This window comes from Actinophytocola sp. NPDC049390 (assembly GCF_044466355.1).
Classification (GTDB): Bacteria; Actinomycetota; Actinomycetes; order Mycobacteriales; family Pseudonocardiaceae; genus Actinophytocola.
On sequence record NZ_JBITMQ010000002.1, the window covers coordinates 765,421 to 786,493 of the forward strand.

Genomic DNA, 21,073 nt, shown 5'->3' on the forward strand with positions numbered 1-21,073 from the left:
CTCAGACCTCGGTGCCGAGAAGCCGCGCCCGCCGGTGGCCGGTCGTGATCCGCGGAGTGCGGTTGCCGTCGTCGCGGCCCGGTGGGCGGCTCGGCGCCTGGCGCCTGCGGCGGAACCGCGCGGGCACGTCGTGGAACGCGACCGCCGGCGCGACCGTCAGCGGTGCCGCCAGCCGGCCGCCGCTCAGCACGGCCAAGCCGATCATGCTCCCGACGAACGACAGGTGCACGGCCACGTCGCCGGTGTGGAACGGCACGAGTGACGGGTCGATGACGGCGCCGAACTGCCACAGCAGGAAGTACGCCACTCCGCCCGCGATCAGGAACGCCCGCGCGCCGCGCGGAGCGCGGCTCATCGCCAGGCCCACGCCCCCGAACCCGAGCTGCACCGCGTTGTCCAGCAGCCCTGGCCCCATGTCCAGCGCCGCCGCCGCCACGAACAACGCCGCGACGACCACCGCGACGGCCTGCGCGGGCTCCCGTCGCCGCCGCTGGTCCTGCGCCACCCCGTATTCCGTCAAGTCCCCGCACCCTCCCTCGTCCCGGTGGCCCTCGACCACGATGCCTCCCACATCGGGGACACGCGTGGCGAAGCGCCGACTGTTCATCGAAGATCGAAGACAGGCCGTTAGGGCCCGTGATCAATTCTTCCACCGCGGGGGCCCTCACAAACACGCTCGGAACCCGACTCGTCACCGGCAGGCGAAGTCGTGCGTCGATCGGACCAAACAGTGGGGCCGTTCGGTCCAAGCTGAAGGTCGTCCGGCAACTGGTGATTTGCTCCAGCACATTGATCTGAAACATTTCGTCCCGACCGGACGATTGTTATGTCTTCATTGGCGCGGAGCACAACTCCGGAGGGAGGCCGAGCCTATGTCTTCACGACGACAGCGCCACGCGGCCGAGACACGCGAACGCGTGCCCGCCGGCGCGGAGCTGCCGCGACAACGCACGGGCGGTGTCGAGCCATCCTTGCGCGCCCGCACCGAGTCTGGAGGTTCCGTCCTGGTCGCGTCGACGTTCACCCCCAAAGCCACCCTCGACGACGTACGGATACTGCCGCGCCCGAGCCTCGCGGCGTCCCGCAGGCTGCCCCGGTGGCTGACGGCGCTGCGGAACAGCCCGCGCGCCCGCGGGATCACCTCCGACGTCGTCGCGTTGCTGCTCGCGGTGCTCGACGTGTGGCTCGTCATCCCGGAGGACGCCCCCACCTACTCGATCTGGCTGTCGGCCGTCGCGGTCGCCGCCATGGTCATGCGCAGGCACGTGCCGTTCCTCGCCGTGCTGGTCACGGTCCCCGGCTTCATGACCGGCTGGTCGCAGCTCGCCGCGATGATCGCGCTCGGGTCGCTCGCGAAGAAACACCGGCTGCTGTCGTGGCGGATGGTCGCCGGCTGCGTGCTTGTCTTCCTCTGCGGCTACGTGCGGTGGCCGCTCACCGAGTTCGTGTCACTGAGCTGGCAGGAACACATGCTCAACGTGATCTGGGCGGTGATCATCGCCGGGATGCCGGTCGCCATCGGCCTGTTGATCTCGGCGCGGCAGGAGCTGTCGGCCCGCATCCGGGAGCTGGCGTCGAGCCGCGAGCGGGAGAAGAAGCTCCTGGCGGAGACGATCCGCGCGGCCGAGCGGGCACGCCTGGCCCGCGAGATGCACGACGTCGTGAGCCACCAGGTCACCCTCATCGCCATGCAGGCGGGCGCGCTGCAGGTGTCGACCGGCGAGAACACCGAGCAGGCCGCCCGGACGATCCGCGACCTGTCCACGCGCACGCTCGAGGAGCTGCGGAACCTGGTCGGCGTGCTGCGGTCCGGTGACGCGGCCGAGGACGGGCAGCCGGGCGTCGACGAGCTCGACGACCTCGTGGAGAACTTCCGCTCCGACCAGGTGCCGGTGGCGCTGGACGTGGAGGCGGAGCCGTCGCGTCTGCCGAGGCCGGTGTCGCACGCCGTGTACCGCACGGTGCAGGAGGCGCTGACGAACGTGCGCAAACACGCGGCCGGGGCACGTGCCTCGGTGCGGGTGCTCGCGCAGCAGGACACCCTCGTCGTCGAGGTGCGCAACGAGCGTGCGCGGGCACGCAAGCCGGTCCTGCCGTCCGGCGGTCACGGACTGATCGGTCTCGAGGAACGTGCCGGGTTGCTCGGGGGCACGTTCTCTGCGGGACCGACCGCGGAGGGCGGTTTCCGGGTCTCAGCCACCTACCCCCTGGCTGGCTGAGAACCACAAAGGCCGCCGGATGGGACTTCGGTCCGATCCGGCGGCCTTCGTGTTCTCAGCTTGCGCTCAGATGCCTTCGCGCTGCTTGCGGAGCTTCGCGAGCGCCTCGGCGAGGATGGCCTCGCCGTCGGCGTCCGAGCGACGCTCCTTCACGTAGGCGAGGTGCGTCTTGTAGGGCTCGTTGCGCGGCGCCTTCGGGGGCTCCTGCGCGTCACGGCCACCGGGAAGCCCGCAGCGCGGGCAGTCCCACGACTCCGGCTCCTCGGCGTCGAGTGCGAACGACGGCCGCGACTCGTGCCCGTTGGCGCACCAGTAGGAGACCCGTCGGCGTGGCGCCGACTCACCCCGCTCCGACTCACCCATTGGCCCAGCGCCGACTCGAGTACCTCGAATCGCACTACCACCAGCCATCGACTCTCACACCCCCACAAGGTGGTTCACACGGGAAAAGGAGGGACGCCCCGTCCGCCGCCGAACGGGGAGATATCAGACCGGGACCTTGATGAGCAGGCCGAGCCCGATGACGCAGATAAGCCAGATTCCGCCGATGAACAACGTCGCGCGGTCCAGGTTCTTCTCCGCGACACTGGAGCCGGACAGGCTCGACTGCATACCGCCGCCGAACAGTGACGACAGACCGCCACCACGACCGCGGTGCAGCAGGACCAGAAGGATAAGCAGCAGGCTGGTAACGATCAGACCAATCTGCAGAGCTAGAACCATTTCATCCTCGCTGTCGACACGGGACCGCGTCTGCACGGTCGAAGCATCAGGTTACCTGGTGCCCTGTGATCGTCACGCAGTGCCCCACCGGACCGTGGACGGGATTGTTGCGTACGAGAACAAACTGGTCAATACTCTGGGCGGGACTCGTACGACCGATGTTGCTCCGCGTGGCCTCCGCGGTGCCCAGTGCTGGGCACCCGACAGTGAGGAGTACACGCATGATCTCTCGTCGCTCGTTCCTCGGGGGGCTCGCGGCGGCGACCGTCGGCGCTCCGCTCCTGGCCAGGTCGGTCGGGGCAGCGCCAACCTCAGCACAGCCGCTCGCACCTCTCTCGATCACCATCGCCAACGAGTCCGGACGCGGCCCGCTCTGGACGTACGTCGTCGGCACCAACCTCGCCACCGGACAGCAGTGCAGGCTGTCCGCCGACGGCGCGCTCGTGCCGGTCTCGGAGGCCGACAACGGCCCGGACGGCTACACCGACTACTCGATCCAGGTCGACGGCTCGCGGACGCTGTCGCTGCCGCAGGGCATGTCCGGGCGCATCTACGTCGCGCTCGGCGAGAAGCTGAAGTTCAAGTGCAACCCGGGCAACGCGCTCGCCTACCCGGCGGGCTGGGTCGAGGCCGACCCGAACTACCCGGTGTTGCACGACTGCGCCGAGTTCACCTACGACGGCGCGGGCATGCACTGCAACATCACGATGGTCGACATGCTGTCGGTGCCGATGGAGATCTCGCTGTCCGGCGCGTCCCAGCAGAAGACGGGCAGGCTCAAGGACGGCGGCCGGGGCGCGGTCTTCTCCGCGCTGGCCGGCACGCCCGGTTTCGAGAACCTGGTGCTGGGCGACCTGCGGGTCATCGCCCCTGGTCACGGACTCGACGCGGGCCGGTTCGCGTCCGACTACTTCGCGGGCCTGATCGACGAGGTGTGGAGCCACTACCGCTCGAACACGATGACCGTGACCGCGGGCGCGAACACGTTCCGGGGGTCGGTGCAGGGCGACCAGTTCGTGTTCGACGGCGGGGTGCGCGCGTTCACCAAGCCGTCGACCAGGGACGTCCTGTTCTGCGACGGTGCGCTCGCCGCCCCGAACGACGGCGTGACCGGCCCGGTGGCCGCGACGCTGGGGGCGGGCTTCAACCGGGGCGTGCTGACCGCGACGGGCGCCCAGCCGGTGCGCGACGCGGCCACGTACTACCAGGGGTCGGTCACCAACCACTACTCGCGGATCATGCACGAGAACACGGTGGACGGTAAGGCGTACGGCTTCGCCTTCGACGACGTGTGCGAACACGCCTCCTACATCGAGGACCCGGCCCCGACGTCGATGACGCTGACCCTGACCCCGTTCTGACAGAACGCGACGGCCCCTCCCCGAGCGTGCGGAGAGGGGCCGTCGTGCGTTCCATCAGGGCAGCGGGCCGCCCGCGGCCATGGCGGAGAGCTTCGTGAACTCCTCCGCGTCCAGGCTCGCGCCGCCCACCAGGGCGCCGTCGATGTCGTCCTGCTTCACCAGGTCGCCGATGTTGCCGGACTTGACCGAGCCGCCGTACAGGACGCGGACGCCGTCGGCGATCTCCCGGCCGTACTTCTCGGCCAGCTTCGCCCGGATCGCGCCGCAGACCTCCTGCGCGTCCTGCGGGGTCGCGACGCGGCCGGTGCCGATGGCCCACACCGGCTCGTACGCGACGACGACCTTCGACACCTGGTCGGTCTTGAGGCCCTTGAGCCCGGCGATCAGCTGGTCGGTCGTGTACTCGACGTGGTTGCCCGCCTCGCGCACCTCGAGCTTCTCGCCGATGCACAGGATCGGCGCGATGTCGTGCTTGAGCGCGGCCTTCACCTTCGCGTTGACCAGTTCGTCGGTCTCCTCGTGGTACTCGCGGCGCTCGGAGTGGCCGACGGTCACGTACGAGCAGCCCAGCTTCGCGAGCATCGGCGCCGACACCTCGCCCGTGTAGGCGCCGGAGTCGTAGCGGGACACGTCCTGCGCGCCGTACCGCAGCTTCAGCTTGTCGCCGTCCACCAGCGTCTGGATGCTGCGGATGTCGGCGAACGGCGGGAGCACCGCCACCTCGACCTTCGCGAAGTACTTCTCCGGCAGCGAGAACGCGATCTTCTGCACCAGGGCGATGGCCTCGAGGTGGTTGAGGTTCATCTTCCAGTTGCCCGCGATCAGGACCTGCCTCATTCGCCCTCCTCCAGTACCGCGACGCCCGGAAGTTCTTTGCCCTCCAGGAACTCCAGCGACGCCCCGCCGCCGGTGGAGATGTGTGTGAATCCGTCCTCCGGCAGCCCCAGCGCACGCACGGCCGCGGCCGAGTCGCCGCCGCCGACGACGCTGTAGGCGTCGCCGTCCACGATGGCCTGGGCGACCGCGCGGGTGCCCTCGGCGAACGGGGCCATCTCGAACACGCCCATCGGGCCGTTCCAGAACACGGTGCCCGCGTCGGCGAGCGCCGCGGCGTACCGCTCCGCGGTGATGGGACCGACGTCGAGGCCCATCCAGTCCTCGCGCATCTCGGCCACGAGCACGGTCTCGGTCGCGGCGTCGGCGGCGAACCTGTCGGCGATCACGACGTCCGCGGGCAGCAGGATCTTCTCCCCCGCCTCGGCGAGCAGCTTCTTGCAGGTGTCGATCATGTCGCCCTCCAGCAGCGACGAGCCGACCCCGAGCCCCTCGGCGGCCAGGAACGTGAAGCACATGCCGCCACCGACGAGCAGCTTGTCCACCCTGGGCAGCAACGACTCGATGACCGCGAGCTTGTCGGACACCTTGGAACCACCGAGCACGACCACGTACGGCCGCCGCGGGTCGCCGGTGAGCTCGCGCAGCACCTCGACCTCGGCCAGCACCAGGCCACCCGCGTAGGCCGGCAGAAGCTTGGCGACGTCGTACACCGAGGCCTGCTCGCGGTGCACCACACCGAAACCGTCGGACACGAACACACCGTCGTCGCCGACGAGGCCCGCCAGGTCACGGGCCAGCGCGCCGCGCTCGGCGGAGTCCTTGCTGGTCTCCCGCGCGTCGAAGCGGATGTTCTCCACCAGCGCGACCTCGCCGTCCGCGAGACCGTCCACAGTGGTCTTCGCGGAGTCGCCGACCACGTCGCCCGCGAGCGTGACCGTCGCGTCCAGCAGCTCGTCGAGCCGGGCCGCGACGGGCGCGAGCGAGTACTTCGGGTCCGGCTCGCCCTTGGGGCGGCCGAGGTGGGCCGTGACGACCACCCGGGCGCCCCCGTCGACCAGCTTGGTCAGCGTGGGCAGCGACGCGCGGATGCGGCCGTCGTCGGTGATCGTGTCGCCGTCGAGGGGCACGTTGAGGTCGGCGCGCACCAGGACGCGCCGACCCCGGACACCCTCGGCGAGCAGGTCGTCGAGTGTCTTCATGCCTCGCCTCAGAGCTTGGACGCGACGAGTGCGGTCAGGTCCGCGAGGCGGTTCGAGTAGCCCCACTCGTTGTCGTACCAGCCGTAGACCTTGACCTGGTTGCCGATGACCTTGGTGATCGGCGCGTCGTAGACGCAGGACGCCGGGTCGGTCACGATGTCCGAGGACACGATCGGGTCCTCGGAGTAGCGCAGGATGCCCTTCAGCGGGCCCTCGGCGGCGGCGCGGTAGGCGGCGTTGACCTCGTCGACCGTGACCTCGCGCGACACGTCGACGGTCAGGTCGGTGATCGAGCCGGTCGGCACCGGCACGCGCAGCGAGTAGCCGTCGAGCTTGCCGTTCAGCTCCGGCAGCACCAGGCCGATGGCCTTGGCGGCGCCGGTGGACGTCGGCACGACGTTCAGCGCGGCGGCACGGGCGCGGCGGAGGTCCTTGTGCGGGCCGTCCTGCAGGTTCTGGTCCTGCGTGTACGCGTGGATCGTGGTCATCAGGCCCTTCTCGATGGTGAACGCATCGTGGAGGACCTTGGCCAGCGGCGCCAGGCAGTTGGTGGTGCAGGAGGCGTTGGAGATGATGGTCTGCGAGCCGTCGTAGAGCTGCTCGTTGGCGCCGATGACGACCGTCAGGTCCTCGCCCTTCGCGGGCGCGGAGATGATGACCTTCTTGGCGCCGCCCTCGTCGACGTGCTTGCGTGCGTCGTCGGCCTTGGTGAAGAAGCCGGTCGACTCGATGACGACGTCGACGCCGAGGTCCTTCCACGGCAGCTTGCCGGGGTCGCGCTCGGCGAGCGCCTTGATGGTCGTGCCGTCGATCTGGATGCCGTCGGCGGTCGCCTTGACCTCCTGCGGCAGCACACCGAGGACGCTGTCGTACTTCAGCAGGTGCGCCATGGTGGCGACATCGCCGAGGTCGTTGAAAGCGACGACCTCGATGTCGTGCTCGCTGGCCTGCACCGCGCGCCAGAAGTTGCGGCCGATACGGCCGAAGCCGTTGACGCCTACCCGAACGGTCACCGTGCGTCTCCTCGTGCTCGTGATTGTCGAATCAGCCCGATCCACCCTATCGCCCGAGGTTGGCCAGGTCGCGGGATGTGCGGGCAAGGCAACTGTATCGAATCAGTTGGGACCCGCGCGCCGGGGCCGGAACTGGTTCGCGGGATTTTTCCCAACAAGGTCGTATCTGGGTGCCGGGGGCCTGCTCTTGTGTTGGCGTAGGGGGGCGCTGGGAGTGGCGGCGAGGCGGGGGACGGCTCGCCGCCAGGGGGGTGCGGCACCCAGGAAAGGCGGGGCCTGCCTGATTGCGTGGGGGTCAATCAGGCAGGCCTCGCGCCGTGTCCGGGATCTTTCCCGAACGGGCGCCGGGGCACGCAACTTCCACTGACGGCCGAAATTTCGGGTTCAGCACGCATGTCCGGATGGGAACATGCGGGCATGGCTCGCTTCCACCACACGATCGCCCTCACGCCGGCGCCCAGGGCCTGGTTCGAGAGTGCGGTAGCGATCTGCTGGGACGCGCTCACCGAACACCTCGGCAGCGCGGCGCTCCCCCCTATCGACGGCGATCCGCTCGCCGCGGGTGCGCACTACGAGAACGGCGAAACCGTGGTCACGCTCGACGCGTGGGACCGGCACGGGGAGTCGGCGGCCCGGGTCACCACCACGACGCCCGACGTCACGACCACCTGCCACGTGCGGCTGCACAGCGCCGCCGCCCCGCGCGCCCTCCAGATCGAGGGTGGCGCGGGCGACGGCGGCAAGCTGACGACCGGCACCGGCACCGTCGACTTCGAACGCTGGTGGACCGGTGGCGGCACCGCCGTCCTCGGCCGGTTCGACCACAGGATGGCCCGCGGCACCGTGGAGGTCAGCCGAGCGGCGGGCGACGGGTGGCGGGTCGAGGTGACCGTGACCGTCCGTGGCCGCGGTCTGTACCGCCCACTCGCCGCGCCCGTGCTCGCCGTCGCGCGTCGCTGGATCCAGCGCGAGTTCGTCAAGGGCCTGGACGAGTTCGCCGCGCGGTGGGACGAGGAGGTGCCGACGTACGTCTCCATGTCGCCGGACGAGTGGCGTGCGCGGCTCGACGCCGAGCTAGTGCCCCGCACTAGACCTCGGCTTCGAGCATCTCCGGGGTGACGGCTGACTCGGTGTCGGGCAGGCCCAGTTCCTTCGCGCGCTTGTCGGCCATCGCCAGCAGACGCCTGATGCGGCCCGCGACCGCGTCCTTGGTCATCGGCGGGTCGGACAGCTGGCCCAGCTCCTCCAGCGACGCCTGCCGGTTCGACAGCCGCAGCTTGCCCGCCGCGGACAGGTGCTCCGGGGCCGACGGGCCGAGGATCTCCATCGCGCGCTGCACCCGTGCCGCGGCGGCGACCGCCGCGCGGGCGGACCGGCGCAGGTTGGCGTCGTCGAAGTTGGCGAGGCGGTTGGCCGTCGCGCGGACCTCGCGGCGCATGCGGCGCTCCTCCCACGCCAGCACGGACGTGTGCGCGCCGAGCCTGGTGAGCATCGCGCCGATGGCGTCACCGTCGCGGACCACCACGCGGTCGGCACCGCGGACCTCGCGCGACTTGGCCTGGATGCCCATCCGCCGCGCCGCCCCCACCAGCGCCAGCGCCGCCTCCGGGCCGGGGCACGTGATCTCCAGCGCCGACGAGCGGCCGGGCTCGGTCAGCGAGCCGTGCGCCAGGAACGCGCCCCGCCACGCGGCCTCCGCGTCGCACACGCCACCGGACACGACCGCGGCGGGCAGGCCCCGCACCGGGCGGCCGCGCTGGTCGAGCAGGCCGGTCTGACGGGCGAGCCCCTCACCGTCCCTGACCACGCGCACCACGTACCGGGTGCCCTTGCGCAGGCCCCCGGACGCGAGCACGTGGATGTCGGCGTTGTGCCCGAACAGGTCGTGGATCTCCTTGCGCAGCCGCCGCGCCGCGGCACCCGTGTCCAGCTCCGCCTCGACGACCACCCGGCCACCGACGATGTGCAGTCCGCCCGCGAACCGCAGGAGCGACGACACCTCCGAACGCCGGCAACACGTCTTGGACACCGCCAGCCTGCTGAGCTCGTCCTTGACCGCCGCGGTCATCGCCACGTTGGTTGCTCCTCTCCCACCACGCGCGCCCCCTCCCACAGGGGCTCGCCTCCCACGCAGGCGTACATCCCACCATCAACCCGCTTCGCGTGCCGATCTGACCGCCTCGAACGCGCCCCGCAGGCTCTCGGCCAGCGCGGCCGGGTCGTGCCGCTCCCGCGCCGCGGCCGACGCGATCGCGTCCAGTCGCAGGCGCGCCCCGAGCGACTCGGCCGCACGTCGCAGCCGGTCCGGTGTCGGGACCGAGTCGGCGTCGGCGATCACCGCGTCCACCCGCAGGTGCGGCGCGTGCTCGCAGAGTACGTCCAGATGGCGCTCCGGGGAGAAACCCGCCGTCTCCCCCGGCTGGGGGACGAGGTTCAGCACCACGACGCGGGACGCGGCCGTGTCGATCAGCGCCTCGTGCAGCTCGGGGACGAGCAGGTGCGGCAGCACGCTCGTGAACCACGACCCGGGCCCGAGCAGCACCACGTCCGCGTCGTGCACGGCGGCGACCGCGGCGGCGCACGCCTTCGGCACCTCACCGGGCTCGCCCGCCGGGTACAGCCGGATCCGCCGCACCTGGCCGGGCGTGGTCGCCACCGCGACCTGCCCCCGGATCCGCCGGACCGCGTCCGGGTCCTCGTCGAGGCCGACCACGTCCGCCTCGATGTCCAGCGGCTCGGTGCACATCGGCAGCACCCGGCCGCGCAGCCCCAGCAGGCGGGCGGCCTCGTCGAGCGCGGTGACCGGGTCGTCGAGGATCTCCAGCAGCGCCGCGAGCACCAGGTTGCCGACCGCGTGCCCGGCCAGCGCGCCCGTGCCGCCGAAGCGGTGCTGGAACACCGTCGACCACAGCGAGTTCTCCGCGTCCTCCCCCGCCAGCGCGGCGAGCGCCTTGCGCAGGTCACCGGGAGGCAGCAGGCCCAGCTCGCGCCGCAACCTGCCCGACGAGCCGCCGTCGTCCGCGACGGTGACCACCGCGGTCACGTCCGGTGTCAGCCGTCGCAACGCCGACAGCGTCGCGTGCAGTCCACGCCCTCCACCGAGCGCTACGGCTTTCACGGCCGCTCCTGTGCCATCGGGTTCACTCCGCGGGCTCCGTTCACTCGCGCCCCAGGTCGCGGTGGACCACCTTCACCGCCATCCGGTCCTCGTCGGCGAGGCGGCGGGACAGCTCCTCCGAGATGGCCACGCTGCGGTGCTTGCCGCCGGTGCAGCCGATCGCGAGCGTCAGGTACCGCTTGCCCTCACGCCGGTAGCCGGCGCCGATCAGCCGCAGCAGCTCGTGGTAGCGGTCGAGGAACTCCTCGGCGCCCTCCTGCGTGAGCACGTAGTTGCGCACGTCGGCGTCCTTGCCGGTGAGGTCCTTCAGCTCCGGGATCCAGAACGGGTTGGGCAGGAACCGCACGTCCATGACCAGGTCGGCGTCCATGGGGATGCCGTACTTGTAGCCGAACGACAGCACCGTGACCTTGGTGGTGCTGGCGGCGTCGCTGCCGAACGCGTCCTCGATCTTGGCGCGCAGCTGGTGCACGGACAGCGTGGAGGTGTCGAGCACCAGGTCGGCGTCCGAACGCAGCGGGCCGAGCAGCTCACGCTCGGCCTTGATGCCGTCGATGAGCCTGCCGTCGCCCTGCATGGGGTGGCCGCGGCGGACCTGCTCGAACCGGCGGACCAGCACCTCGTCGGTCGCCTCCAGGAACACCACGCGCGGCTTGTACCCGCTCGCGTCGAGGTCCTTGATGATCGACGCGAGGTCCTCGGTGAACGCGCGGCTGCGCACGTCCATCACCACGGCCACCTTCGTGACCGCGCCCTGGGCCTTCGCCCCCAGCTCGACCATCGTGGAGATCAGCTCGGGCGGAAGGTTGTCCACCACGAACCAGCCGATGTCCTCCAGGCACTTGGCCGCTGTGCTGCGGCCCGCGCCGGACAGGCCGGTCACCACGGCGACCTCCACGCCCTGTGCGTGGTCCTCAGGCGTTTCAGTCATGATTCGCTCCCGTTGTCTTGGTCTGTTCGTGCTGCCAGGGCACTGTGTACCAGCGCCGCCGTGTGCGCGCCGATTCCCGGTACACCGCTGATGTCGTCCACGGTGGCCTGGCGTAACCGCTTGAGCGAACCGAAGTGCTTGAGCAGGGCCGCCTTGCGGCTCTGGCCGAGGCCCGGGATGCCGTCGAGCGCCGAGGTGGTCATCCGCTTCGAGCGCTTCTGCCGGTGGTAGGCGACGGCGAACCGGTGCGCCTCGTCGCGGACGCGTTGCAGCAGGTAGAGGCCCTCGCTGGTGCGGGAGAGGATGGTCGGCTCCGGGTCGGCGGGCAGCCACACCTCCTCCAGTCGCTTGGCGAGGCCGATCACGGCGACGTCCTGGATACCCATCTCGGCGAGCACGTCCGCGGCCGCGTTGGCCTGCGGGCCCGCACCGTCGACGACCAGCAGGTTCGGCGGGTAGGCGAACTTCTTCGGCCGCCCGGTCTCCGGGTCGATGCCCGCCCTCGGCTCCTCCCGGGTCTCCTGCAGGTAGCGGTGGAAGCGGCGGCGGACGACCTCGGCGATCGACGCGACGTCGCCCTCGGTGGCCGCGTCCTTGATCGCGAACCGGCGGTACTCGGACTTGCGGACCAGCCCGTCCTCGAACACGACCAGCGACGCCACGACGTCGCTGCCCTGGATGTGGCTGATGTCGATGCACTCGATGCGCAGCGGCGCCGTGTCGAGGCCCAGCGCGTCCTGCAGCTCCTGCAGCGCGGCCGAGCGGGCGGTGAGGTCACCGGCGCGGCGCAGTTTGTGCAGCTGGAAGGCCTCCTTGGCGTTGCGTTCCAGCGTCTCCATGAGCGCGCGCTTGTCGCCGCGCTGCGGCACGCGGAGCGCGACGCGGGCGCCACGCAGCTCCGAGAGCAGGTCGGACATGGCCTCGGCGTCCTCGGGCAGCGCGGGCACCAGCACCTCGCGCGGCACGGGGCTGTCGTCCCCCTCCGCCAGTTCGGCCTGGTCGCCGTAGAACTGGATGAGGAACTGGTCGACCAGCCCGGCCTCGTCGATCTCGTCGATCTTGTCGATGACCCAGCCGCGCTGGCCACGCACGCGGCCGCCGCGGACGTGGAACACCTGGACGGCGGCCTCCAACTCGTCGTGCGCGAACGCGACCACGTCGGCGTCGGTGCCGTCGCCGAGTACCACGGCCTGCTTCTCCATCGCGCGGCGCAGCGCGGCCAGGTCGTCGCGCAGGCGGGCGGCGCGCTCGAACTCGAGGTCGGTGGAGGCGGCGTTCATCTCCTTCTCGAGCCGCTTCATCATGTGGTCGGTCTTGCCCGCGAGGAAGTCGCAGAAGTCCTCGACGATGTCGCGGTGCTCGTCGGCGGACACCCGGCCCACGCACGGGGCCGAGCACTTGCCGATGTAGCCGAGCAGGCAGGGGCGGCCGATCTGGCCGTGCCGCTTGAAGACGCCGTTCGAGCAGGTGCGGGCCGGGAAGACTCGCAGCAGCAGGTCGAGCGTCTCGCGGATGGCCCACGCGTGCGCGTAGGGGCCGAAGTAGCGGACCCCCTTGCGGCGCGGTCCTCGGTAGACGTGCAGGCGCGGGTACTCCTCGTGCAGCGTCACCGCCAGCACGGGGTAGGTCTTGTCGTCCCGGTAACGGACGTTGAACCGGGGGTCGAACTCCTTGATCCAGTTGTACTCGAGCTGGAGGGCCTCGACCTCGGTGCCGACGACGGTCCACTCGACGCTGCCCGCCGTCGTGACCATCTGCCGCGTGCGCGGGTGCAGCATCGCGACGTCGGCGAAGTAGGAGTTGAGGCGGCTGCGCAGCGACTTCGCCTTGCCGACGTAGATGACCCGGCCACCGGGATCACGGAACTTGTACACCCCAGGCGCGTCCGGAATCGTGCCCGGCGACGGACGATATGTCGACGGATCAGCCACCCGACCAGCCTACGACCGACCACCGACAACGCCGGACACCCCCGTGTCGCGCCCGGCCGGGCGCGACACGGTATTGGCGCAATGTCCCAACTGATCTTTGCGGGAGAGTCTTGGCCTGATCAGCAGTTACCTCAGGGGAACGTGACGGTACTCAGCCACCAACCGCCCACGGTCCGCAGGTGTCGCTGGGTCGGGACCAACACTTTTAAATCCGGGGAGGCGGAACAGCGTGGAGGTTGCCGTCCGTGCCGATCAGGCACCGGGCGGAACCCGCGCCCGAGTGCACGAACTCGGTGACGCACCGGCCCAGCTGCGCGTGGCCCTTCGCGTTGGGGTGGAAGGACTCCTGTGCCATGTGGATGCCGATCGCGTCGAGACCGCCGGTCACCCAGGCCCACGGGTCGACCTTGACGCGGTTCTGCCACTCGGTGGACGAGTCGCCGTACCCGCTGCACGCCTCGTGGCCCTCGGTGGCGCGGGAGAAGTCCAGGAACTTGGCGCCCGACCGGGACGCGACGCCGCGCAGTGCCTCGGAGAGCTGCGGGACCGCCTCGGTCCGGCCGTAGCCCGCGTCGGCCAGCTTGAACGGGCAGCCCTGCGGGCCGTGGAGGATGGCGTCCATGTGCTCGGTCAGCGGGGAGGCGTAGGAGGTCAGGACCAGGTTGTAGGAGCCGGGCGCGTAGCCCGCCTGCGACATGGCGGTGCGCACGTCGGCCAGCGCGACCTCCACGCGTGGCGCCATGGCGGCCAGGCGCTGGGGCCACTCGGTGCGCAGCTTCTTGCGGCAGCCGGAGCTGAACGGGTCGAACCACTTCGCGATGCAGTCGAGGATGGTGTCCGCGAACGCGGGCTCGTCGTTCGCGCCGACCTGCACGACGACGGTCGTGACGCGGTACTGCTGCGCGATGCCGATCAGGCGGCGGGCCTGCGACCCCTCGGTGTAGTGGGTGGTGTCGGCCAGCGACACGTTCGCGGCCTCGGCGCCGCTGCACGCGAGGTTGATGGTGTGTTCGGCGACCGCGGTCCTGTGGACGAGCGCGTTGGCGGACCGGTGGCACCAGTTGCCGTTCTCGCCGCGCGTCCCTTCCTCGTAGTCGCCCGCGCCCTCACCGGAGATGGCGCTGTCGCCCAGCGACACGATGGCGGTCGGACGGTCGTCGGCGACACCCGCCGCCGGAGTGGCGAGCGTCAGACCGCCCGCGAGTAACGCCCCCAGCGCGAGGGCAGTGATCTTCGTTGATCGCATGACCTGAACTCCCCGAGCACACGCGGCGGTCGTCCGCCTACGTTTGGTTACGGCTCAATCACAGTACGGCGTGCCGATTCGGGCCGCTATAACCCGAACGGACCTCACGTTTGCTCGGGGAGTTCGAATGGTCAGGCGAGCACGACCTGGTCGCCCTCGACCTTCACGCCGATCGTGGGCAACGGCTGCGTCGCCGGGCCCTTCGTCGCGGAGCCGTCCTCGGTGGAGAACTCGCTGCCGTGGTTCGAGCAGACCGCGACGCCGTCGCTGGGAGCGTTGACGATCGTGCCCATGTGGGTGCAGGCGGCGTTGTAGGCCTTCACCTCGTCACCCGTGCGGGCCAGGAGGATCTTGCCGCCTGCCGGGTTGTCGACGATCAGACCGCCACCGTCCGGCACGTCGGCGAGCGCGGCAAGGCCCTGGGCCGAGCCGGAGCCACCGCCCGCCGGTGTCGAGCCGCCGCCGGTGGTCGCGCCGCCGCTCGACGAACCGCCGTCGGAGCAGGCGGCGACCAGCGCACCTGGGGCGACGAGCGCGACCATCAGGCCACACAGCACATCGCGGCGCGACCGGGTGCCGGTCGTGGGGGTGTTCGTGGGCGTGGTGGGTTCGACAGCAGTCAAAGCCTGGCCTCCATGGGGTCTCGGCAGACGATCTACACGAGGCCCTACGCGCCCGCGCGCCGAACGGTTCAGCCGGACTGCCCCCGGATGGCCGCGCGGGCACGCGTCACTGCTGGGCGGCTTCGGCGTTCTCCTCGGCGTTCTCCTCGGCCTCGCGGCGCAGCCGGCGCAGTTCGCGCATCGCGGCGACGGCGTGCTCGCCGTCGATGGCCTGCACGGCCAGCACCGGGACGTACTCGTCGTCCGGGAGCTCCAGACGGGCCCACGCGGAACCGTCCGGGAAGCTCACCGACTCGATCTCCGACCACGCGTAGCGGCGGCTGCCCAGCATGTTGCGGACCTCGACGCCGTCGAGGTCCGCACGCACGCGCGGGCGCCCGAACATCAGCGCGCCGCACGCGATCAGCACGCCGATGCCGACCATCGCGATCTGGTCGGACAGGTAGAAGTACACGCCGGTCGGGGTGTTGCGCAGCAGGATCGCGACCACGGTGAACACGGCGACGAAGACCAGCGCGCCGATGACCGACAGCACGCGGACCTTGCGCGGTCGGGCCGTGAACATCACTCGAACCCCCGTTCCGTCCATGGCTGACGCAGGCCGCGGACCACCATGGCGGTGTCCAGCGCGGCGACCGTCGCCTCGAAGCCCTTGTCCTCGGCGGAGTCCGGCAGCCCGCAACGGTCCAGCGCCTGCTGCTCGTTGTTCACCGTGAGCACACCGTTGCCCACCGGCGTCGACTCGTCGAGCGACACACGGGTGAGGCCGTAGGTCACCGCGTCGCACACGTACTCGAAGTGCGGGGTGCCGCCGCGGATCACCACGCCGAGCGCGACGACCGCGTCATGGTGTTTCGCCAGCTCCTGGCACACGACCGGCAGCTCGACGGCGCCCGGGACGCGGACCACCGTCGGCTCCTTCACACCCGCCTTGTCCGCGGCCGCGAGCGCACGCTCGAGCAGCGTCGACGTGATCTTGTCGTGCCACCGGGTGGCCGCGATCGCGAGGCGGATGCCTTCGCACTCCTGGACCTCGACCTCGGGACGGCCTTCGCCACTCACGCTCGCGCGCCTCCTCGCCTCTGAACACCCGAAATTATCCCCCTTCGCTCCGCGCGGGTCGCGACCGGCTCGCGAACCACCCGCGAGATCCGGCCACCGGGCCGCCTTCCGGGTGACGGAGACCGGCGCCTAGCGCGGCATCCGCGCACGCGCCAGCAGCTCCGCGGTCGCCTCCCACAGGCGCCGCTCCCGGTCGCGGTCGTGCGCGGCCGGGCGCACCTCGGTCAGCCTGGTCTTCACCACGAACGCGCCGTCGCGCAGGTGTGCCCACGTGTCGTCGAGGGCCATGGCGGCGAGCAGCGGCCCCGAACGCCGCGGCGTCGACACGCCCGGCACCTGGCCCAGGGCGCGGCTGATCGCCCGCACCGCCGCGGGGGCGCCGCGGCCGAGCGCGGTGCCGGGCATCCACCCGGGTTCGAACACCGACACGCCGACCCCGGCGTCGGCGCGGCGCTGCAGCTCGTGGGCGTAGTACAGGATCGCGAGCTTGGCGTTGGAGTAGGCGACACCGGACGCGACCATGCCCGGCGCCTCCGCGCCGGTGGCCGGGCGGGCGAGCTCCACGGGGTCGGCCCACTTCGCCTCGGGCACGCCGAGCAGCCTGCGCCAGACGTTGGCGTGGTAGGTGTTCGAGCCGAGCAGGACGACCCTGGCCGGGGCGGTGAACGAGCCGAGCAGGTCACCGATGAGCTGGGCGTGGGCGAGGTGGTTGACGGCGAACGTCAGCTCGTAGCCGTCGGACGAGGCCACGCGGGTGTCGGCCGACATGGTGCCCGCGTTCGCGACCAGCGCGCGCAGCGGCCGCACGGCGCCCTCGGCGAGCAGGTCGCGCGCGGTGGTGGCGGCGGCACGCACGTCGGCCAGCCGCGACAGGTCGCAGCCGATCTCGTGGACGCGGGCGCCCCGCGCGCGGGCCTCGTCGGCGACCGCGGTCAGGTCGCGCCCGGCGCGGCCGACCAGCAGCAGGTCGGGGCGCCGCGCCCGCGGCCGGGCGGCCATGGCCAGCACGGCGTGCCGGCCCAGGTTGCGGGTCGGGCCGGTGATGAGGACGGTTCCGGGTTCGGTCATGACCTCACCCTGCGGGAACGGCCCGGCCGCAGGCAGTCGTCCGGTTGTCGTAGGACTGCCGGGGCCACCGCTCAGCGCGACGGCGGGGCGCCACCGCCCGCCGGTCCGGTCGTGGTGTCCACACCGACGGCAAGCCGCACGGTGTAGCCACCCGCGACGTCACCGGTCACGGTGGCCAGCTGGGTGGCGCCACCGTCGTCACCGAAGACGTTGTCGGAGTCCAGGCTGACGCGCGACAGGTTCGGCACCGACTCCTCGTAGCCGCTCTCGGCGTACACGGTCTCGCACACGTCCCGCGGCAACGCGACCTGCGAGGTGGCGATGACGTTCGCCGCGTCGGTGATGCTCGCCTGGTCCGGGTACACCTCGAAGTGGACGTGCGGCCAGCGGCCCGCGTAGCAGGCGGGGAAGACGCTGGTGAAGCTCACCTTCCCGGCGCTGTCGGCGATCTGCACGCCACGCAGGAAGTTCTGGTCCTCGACGCCGTCCGAGTACATCGAGTAGCCGCCCTCGCGGGAGCAGTGCCAGACGTACACGGCGACACCCGCGAACGCCGCTCCCCCGTTCGCCAGGTCGGCGACCGTCAGCTCCAGGGTCATGGGCACGCCCTCGGCGGTGCCGCGCAACCCGCCGAAGCTCGACCGGATGTCGCTGCGCACGATGCCGCTCTGCTCCAGCACGTCCGGTCCGTTGGAGCCGTCGCCCGGGAACGGCCCGACCGTCTCCTCACGGATCTCCCCCGGGGCACCGGACGACGACGTCGCCGTGGTGGTCGATGTCGGAGTCGATGTCGGCGGCGACGTGCCGCCCCCTGCGCTGCACGCGGTCAACCCCACGGCCGCGGCGCCGAGGCCGAGGAACCGCAGGGCCCGGCGGCGACTGTGCAGTGTGCCGAGGTCGAAACCCAGACCCTGGTCGGCCACCTCGTCCTGTGGACGGGGCAGCGGGCGGCCCTCGTAACTCTCTGTCATGGCATCGACGTCAGGATCGGAGTCTGTGCGTCGCCTGTGCTATCCCTGGGACGACCCCTCGTACAGCTCCAGGTCACCGAGCTCGTGTCCCATGCGGTCCCGCTTGGTGCGCAGGTACCGCAGGTTCTCCGCGTTCGGGCGGATCGGCAGCGCGACGCGGTCCACGATCGTGAGCCCGTAGCCGTCCAGGCCGACCCGCTTCGCCGGGTTGTTCGTCAGCAGCCGCATCGACTTGATGCCCAGGTCGACGAGGATCTGCGCGCCCTGCCCGTAGTCGCGGGCGTCGGCGGGCACACCCAGCGCCAGGTTCGCGTCGACGGTGTCGTGGCCGTTGTCCTGCAGCTGGTAGGCCTGCAGCTTGTGCATGAGGCCGATGCCGCGGCCCTCGTGCCCGCGCATGTACAGCACCACGCCCCGGCCCTCGGCGGCGACGGCCGCGAGCGCCGCGTCCAGCTGCGGGCCGCAGTCGCAGCGCAGCGAGCCGAACACGTCACCCGTCAGGCACTCGGAGTGCACGCGGACCAGGACGTTCTCGCCGTCCTCGATGTCGCCGTAGACCAGCGCGATGTGCTCGATGCCGTCGAGCTTGGAGTCGTAGCCGACCGCCCGGAACGTGCCGTGCGCGGTCGGGATCCTGGCCTCGGCGACCCGGACGACCTGCACCTCCTTGCGGCGGCGGTAGTCGATGAGGTCGGCGATGGAGATGATCGTGAGGTCGTGCTCGGCCGCGAAGACCTCCAGCTCCTCGCGGCGGGCCATGTCGCCCTCGTCCTTCTGCGACACGATCTCGCACAGCACGCCGGCGGGCCGCAGCCCGGCCAGCAACGCCAGGTCGACGGCGGCCTCGGTGTGCCCGGGGCGGCGGAGCACGCCACCCTCCTTCGCCCGCAGCGGCACCACGTGACCGGGCCGCGTGAAGTCGCCCGCGACCGACTTCTGGTCGGCGAGCAGCCGGATCGTATGCGCGCGGTCGGCTGCGGAGATGCCGGTGCTCACGCCCTCCTTGGCGTCGACGGTCACCGTGTAGGCGGTACCGCGGACGTCCTGGTTGGTGTGGAACATGGGCGGCAGGTCGAGGCGGTCGCAGTCGGCCTCGGTGAGCGGCACGCAGATGTACCCGGACGTGTAGCGCACCATGAACGCCAGCAGCTCGGGCGTCGCCTTCTCCGCCGCGAAGATCAGGTCGCCCTCGTTCTCGCGGTCCTCGTCGTCGACCACGATCACCGGCCGACCGGCGGCGATGTCCGAGATGGCCTTCTCGATGCCCTCGATGTCACTCATTGACGACCGCCTCCTCCGACGTGAGGCCATTGTGCTCCGCGGCGGCCCCGGTTCCGCGCAAGTGTGGCAAGGCCAACCGCTCGACGTACTTGGCGACGACGTCGACCTCCAGGTTGACCCGGTCGCCCGGTGTGCGGACACCGAGCGTGGTGGCGCGCAGCGTCTCCGGGATGAGGCTCACGGAGAACCAGTCGTCGGTCACCTCGACCACGGTCAGCGACACGCCGTCGACCGTGATGGAGCCCTTCTCGACCAGGTAGCGGGCGAGGCGGGGCGGGATGCCGATGCGTACGACGTCCCAGTGCTCCGACGGGTCGCGGGACAGGATCACCCCGGTGCCGTCGACGTGGCCCTGCACGATGTGCCCGCCGAACCGCTTGCCGACCTCGGCGGCGCGCTCGAGGTTGACCGGCTCGCCCGCCGCGATCTTGTCGAGGCTGCTGCGCACCAGCGTCTCGCGCATGACGTCGGCGGTGAACGCCCCGTCCGCGACCTCCACCACGGTCAGGCACACGCCGTTGACCGAGATCGAGTCGCCCTGTCTGGCGTCGCTGGTCACGAGCGGCCCCGCCACCGTGATGCGCGCGGCATCCGGCAGGTCCTGGACGGCGACGACCTCGCCGCGCTCTTCGACGATCCCCGTGAACACCCCTACATCGTCCTTCTGTCGGCCGAGGAGCGCATCGTTCCTCGTGCTAGATTCCGCAGCGCCTCGACCGCCTTTGCAGGGTCGTCGGCGCCGTACACCGCGGAGCCCGCGACGAAGCAGTCGACTCCGGCCGCCGCGGCCTGCTCGATCGTGTCGGCGTTGATCCCGCCGTCGATCTCGACCAGCACCGTCAGCTCACCGGCGTCGACCATGGCCCGCGCCTTGCGGACCTTGTCGAGCACGTCGGTGATGAACTCCTGTCCGCCGAACCCGGGTTCGACGGACATCACCAACAACGTGTCGTAGTGGCTCAGCAATTCCACGTAGGGCTCGAACGGCGTCTTCGGCTTGATCGACAGCCCGGCCTTCGCGCCGGCGGCACGGATGTCGTGCGCGACCTTCACGGGGTCGGCGGCCGCCTCGACGTGGACGGTCACGTTGTGCGCGCCCGCCTCGGCGTACCCGACCGCCCACCGGTCCGGGTCGTCGATCATGAGGTGGCAGTCGACGGGGATGTCCGTGCTGGCCAGGATCGACTTCACCACCGGCAGCCCGAGTGTCAGGTTGGGCACGAAGTGGCCGTCCATGACGTCGACGTGCAGCCAGTCCGCGCCGCGGACGGCCGCGGTCGCCTCGGCGAGCCGGGCGAAGTCGGCGGACAGGATGCTGGGCGCGATCATGGGCGTTCGTGGCACCAGCCGAGCCTATTACGAGCGTTCTGAGCCGGAGATTGGTGTGCTTGTCGGCGGATCCAGGTTTCCGCTGGCAAGGCGCCGGGTCGTCCTCGTACCGGGTCGTACTTGGGCGACCCGGCAACGCCGCCAGCGGGAAGCTGGGCCGC

At 71.0% G+C, this 21,073-nt stretch carries 22 protein-coding genes; 3 read left to right on the forward strand and 19 right to left on the reverse strand.

The annotated features are described in order from the left end of the window. Window position 1: 1 nt before the first annotated feature. Window positions 2-520 (reverse strand): DUF4383 domain-containing protein, encoded by a 519-nt coding sequence (locus ACIBVP_RS09765; protein ID WP_396105629.1) that lies wholly within the window; start codon window positions 518-520, stop codon window positions 2-4. 352 nt (window positions 521-872) lie between these two features. Between ACIBVP_RS09765 and ACIBVP_RS09770 the strand changes: the two genes are divergently transcribed. Beyond that, window positions 873-2,219 carry a sensor histidine kinase gene (locus tag ACIBVP_RS09770; RefSeq protein ID WP_396105630.1) on the forward strand — a complete coding sequence of 449 codons (1,347 nt, stop codon included), beginning with the start codon at window positions 873-875 and terminating at the stop codon, window positions 2,217-2,219. Between the two features lie 66 nt (window positions 2,220-2,285). Here the strand turns inward: ACIBVP_RS09770 and ACIBVP_RS09775 are convergent, their stop codons facing one another. Further along, window positions 2,286-2,630, reverse strand: a complete 345-nt coding sequence (locus ACIBVP_RS09775) for an RNA polymerase-binding protein RbpA (RefSeq protein ID WP_396105631.1) — start codon at window positions 2,628-2,630, stop codon at window positions 2,286-2,288. A gap of 75 nt (window positions 2,631-2,705) precedes the next feature. Then, a complete protein-coding gene (gene secG, locus ACIBVP_RS09780; protein WP_396105861.1) occupies window positions 2,706-2,942 on the reverse strand; it encodes a preprotein translocase subunit SecG in 237 nt (78 codons plus the stop codon). Between the two features lie 221 nt (window positions 2,943-3,163). Here secG and ACIBVP_RS09785 point away from each other — a divergent pair, with 221 nt between their 5' ends. After that, on the forward strand, window positions 3,164-4,303 hold the full coding sequence (locus ACIBVP_RS09785) for a beta-1,3-glucanase family protein (RefSeq protein ID WP_396105632.1): 1,140 nt from the start codon (window positions 3,164-3,166) through the stop codon (window positions 4,301-4,303). A 54-nt stretch (window positions 4,304-4,357) separates the two neighbouring features. Here ACIBVP_RS09785 and tpiA read toward each other — a convergent pair whose 3' ends face one another. Genes tpiA through gap form a run of 3 tightly spaced genes read right to left on the reverse strand, consistent with a single transcriptional unit; the run spans window position 4,358 to window position 7,352 of the window. Then, the gene (gene tpiA, locus ACIBVP_RS09790) at window positions 4,358-5,140 is read right to left on the reverse strand and encodes a triose-phosphate isomerase (protein WP_396105633.1); all 783 of its coding nucleotides are present in this window, start codon (window positions 5,138-5,140) and stop codon (window positions 4,358-4,360) included. Continuing rightward, the gene (locus ACIBVP_RS09795; RefSeq protein WP_396105634.1) at window positions 5,137-6,339 is read right to left on the reverse strand and encodes a phosphoglycerate kinase; all 1,203 of its coding nucleotides are present in this window, start codon (window positions 6,337-6,339) and stop codon (window positions 5,137-5,139) included. The genes tpiA and ACIBVP_RS09795 overlap by 4 nt, the downstream gene beginning before the upstream one ends. 8 nt (window positions 6,340-6,347) lie before the next feature. Then, entirely contained in the window at window positions 6,348-7,352 is a 1,005-nt protein-coding gene (gene gap / locus ACIBVP_RS09800) for a type I glyceraldehyde-3-phosphate dehydrogenase (protein ID WP_396105635.1), read from the reverse strand. 417 nt (window positions 7,353-7,769) lie between these two features. Between gap and ACIBVP_RS09805 the strand changes: the two genes are divergently transcribed. Then, a complete protein-coding gene (locus tag ACIBVP_RS09805) occupies window positions 7,770-8,471 on the forward strand; it encodes a hypothetical protein (protein ID WP_396105636.1) in 702 nt (233 codons plus the stop codon). Here the strand turns inward: ACIBVP_RS09805 and whiA are convergent. The 13 genes from whiA to rpe all read right to left on the reverse strand — a co-directional run bounded on the left by whiA (window position 8,440) and on the right by rpe (window position 20,912). Then, a complete protein-coding gene (whiA, locus tag ACIBVP_RS09810) occupies window positions 8,440-9,426 on the reverse strand; it encodes a DNA-binding protein WhiA (RefSeq protein WP_396105637.1) in 987 nt (328 codons plus the stop codon). The two genes, ACIBVP_RS09805 and whiA, sit on opposite strands and share 32 nt — an antisense overlap. A gap of 75 nt (window positions 9,427-9,501) precedes the next feature. Beyond that, window positions 9,502-10,470, reverse strand: coding sequence for a uridine diphosphate-N-acetylglucosamine-binding protein YvcK (yvcK, locus tag ACIBVP_RS09815; protein ID WP_396105638.1), 969 nt, complete (start codon window positions 10,468-10,470; stop codon window positions 9,502-9,504). Between the two features lie 40 nt (window positions 10,471-10,510). Then, window positions 10,511-11,401: an RNase adapter RapZ gene (gene rapZ, locus ACIBVP_RS09820; protein ID WP_396105639.1), complete on the reverse strand. Its 891-nt coding sequence runs from the start codon at window positions 11,399-11,401 to the stop codon at window positions 10,511-10,513. Beyond that, window positions 11,398-13,332: an excinuclease ABC subunit UvrC gene (uvrC, locus tag ACIBVP_RS09825; protein WP_396105640.1), complete on the reverse strand. Its 1,935-nt coding sequence runs from the start codon at window positions 13,330-13,332 to the stop codon at window positions 11,398-11,400. The genes rapZ and uvrC overlap by 4 nt, the downstream gene beginning before the upstream one ends. Before the next feature lie 205 nt (window positions 13,333-13,537). Further along, window positions 13,538-14,578 (reverse strand): GDSL-type esterase/lipase family protein, encoded by a 1,041-nt coding sequence (locus tag ACIBVP_RS09830; RefSeq protein ID WP_396105641.1) that lies wholly within the window; start codon window positions 14,576-14,578, stop codon window positions 13,538-13,540. 131 nt (window positions 14,579-14,709) lie between these two features. Beyond that, complete coding sequence (locus tag ACIBVP_RS09835) at window positions 14,710-15,201, reverse strand: Rieske (2Fe-2S) protein (protein ID WP_396105642.1); 492 nt, start codon at window positions 15,199-15,201, stop codon at window positions 14,710-14,712. Window positions 15,202-15,307: 106 nt separating this feature from the next. Next, a complete protein-coding gene (locus ACIBVP_RS09840) occupies window positions 15,308-15,766 on the reverse strand; it encodes a PH domain-containing protein (RefSeq protein WP_396105643.1) in 459 nt (152 codons plus the stop codon). After that, the gene (ribH, locus tag ACIBVP_RS09845) at window positions 15,766-16,263 is read right to left on the reverse strand and encodes a 6,7-dimethyl-8-ribityllumazine synthase (RefSeq protein ID WP_396105644.1); all 498 of its coding nucleotides are present in this window, start codon (window positions 16,261-16,263) and stop codon (window positions 15,766-15,768) included. Before ribH ends, ACIBVP_RS09840 begins: the two co-directional genes overlap by 1 nt. Before the next feature lie 129 nt (window positions 16,264-16,392). Next, window positions 16,393-17,331, reverse strand: a complete 939-nt coding sequence (locus ACIBVP_RS09850) for an SDR family NAD(P)-dependent oxidoreductase (RefSeq protein ID WP_396105645.1) — start codon at window positions 17,329-17,331, stop codon at window positions 16,393-16,395. Window positions 17,332-17,402: 71 nt separating this feature from the next. Further along, window positions 17,403-18,302, reverse strand: coding sequence for an intradiol ring-cleavage dioxygenase (locus ACIBVP_RS09855; RefSeq protein WP_396105646.1), 900 nt, complete (start codon window positions 18,300-18,302; stop codon window positions 17,403-17,405). Window positions 18,303-18,341: 39 nt separating this feature from the next. Continuing rightward, window positions 18,342-19,583, reverse strand: a complete 1,242-nt coding sequence (locus tag ACIBVP_RS09860) for a bifunctional 3,4-dihydroxy-2-butanone-4-phosphate synthase/GTP cyclohydrolase II (protein WP_396105647.1) — start codon at window positions 19,581-19,583, stop codon at window positions 18,342-18,344. Next, window positions 19,576-20,232 (reverse strand): riboflavin synthase, encoded by a 657-nt coding sequence (locus ACIBVP_RS09865; RefSeq protein ID WP_396105648.1) that lies wholly within the window; start codon window positions 20,230-20,232, stop codon window positions 19,576-19,578. The genes ACIBVP_RS09860 and ACIBVP_RS09865 overlap by 8 nt, the downstream gene beginning before the upstream one ends. A gap of 2 nt (window positions 20,233-20,234) precedes the next feature. Continuing rightward, window positions 20,235-20,912: a ribulose-phosphate 3-epimerase gene (rpe, locus tag ACIBVP_RS09870; protein ID WP_396105862.1), complete on the reverse strand. Its 678-nt coding sequence runs from the start codon at window positions 20,910-20,912 to the stop codon at window positions 20,235-20,237. Window positions 20,913-21,073: the final 161 nt, after the last annotated feature.

Coding starts and splice junctions, on each gene's coding strand:
- ACIBVP_RS09840 (WP_396105643.1), bottom strand. CDS start 15,766: ATGTTCACGGCCCGACCGCGCAAGGTCCGCGTGCTGTCGGTCATCGGC.
- rpe (WP_396105862.1), bottom strand. CDS start 20,912: ATGATCGCGCCCAGCATCCTGTCCGCCGACTTCGCCCGGCTCGCCGAG.
- ACIBVP_RS09830 (WP_396105641.1), bottom strand. CDS start 14,578: ATGCGATCAACGAAGATCACTGCCCTCGCGCTGGGGGCGTTACTCGCG.
- ACIBVP_RS09860 (WP_396105647.1), bottom strand. CDS start 19,583: ATGAGTGACATCGAGGGCATCGAGAAGGCCATCTCGGACATCGCCGCC.
- ACIBVP_RS09850 (WP_396105645.1), bottom strand. CDS start 17,331: ATGACCGAACCCGGAACCGTCCTCATCACCGGCCCGACCCGCAACCTG.
- ACIBVP_RS09795 (WP_396105634.1), bottom strand. CDS start 6,339: ATGAAGACACTCGACGACCTGCTCGCCGAGGGTGTCCGGGGTCGGCGC.
- ACIBVP_RS09775 (WP_396105631.1), bottom strand. CDS start 2,630: ATGGCTGGTGGTAGTGCGATTCGAGGTACTCGAGTCGGCGCTGGGCCA.
- rapZ (WP_396105639.1), bottom strand. CDS start 11,401: ATGACTGAAACGCCTGAGGACCACGCACAGGGCGTGGAGGTCGCCGTG.
- secG (WP_396105861.1), bottom strand. CDS start 2,942: ATGGTTCTAGCTCTGCAGATTGGTCTGATCGTTACCAGCCTGCTGCTT.
- ACIBVP_RS09785 (WP_396105632.1), top strand. CDS start 3,164: ATGATCTCTCGTCGCTCGTTCCTCGGGGGGCTCGCGGCGGCGACCGTC.
- ACIBVP_RS09855 (WP_396105646.1), bottom strand. CDS start 18,302: ATGACAGAGAGTTACGAGGGCCGCCCGCTGCCCCGTCCACAGGACGAG.
- tpiA (WP_396105633.1), bottom strand. CDS start 5,140: ATGAGGCAGGTCCTGATCGCGGGCAACTGGAAGATGAACCTCAACCAC.
- ACIBVP_RS09805 (WP_396105636.1), top strand. CDS start 7,770: ATGGCTCGCTTCCACCACACGATCGCCCTCACGCCGGCGCCCAGGGCC.
- ACIBVP_RS09770 (WP_396105630.1), top strand. CDS start 873: ATGTCTTCACGACGACAGCGCCACGCGGCCGAGACACGCGAACGCGTG.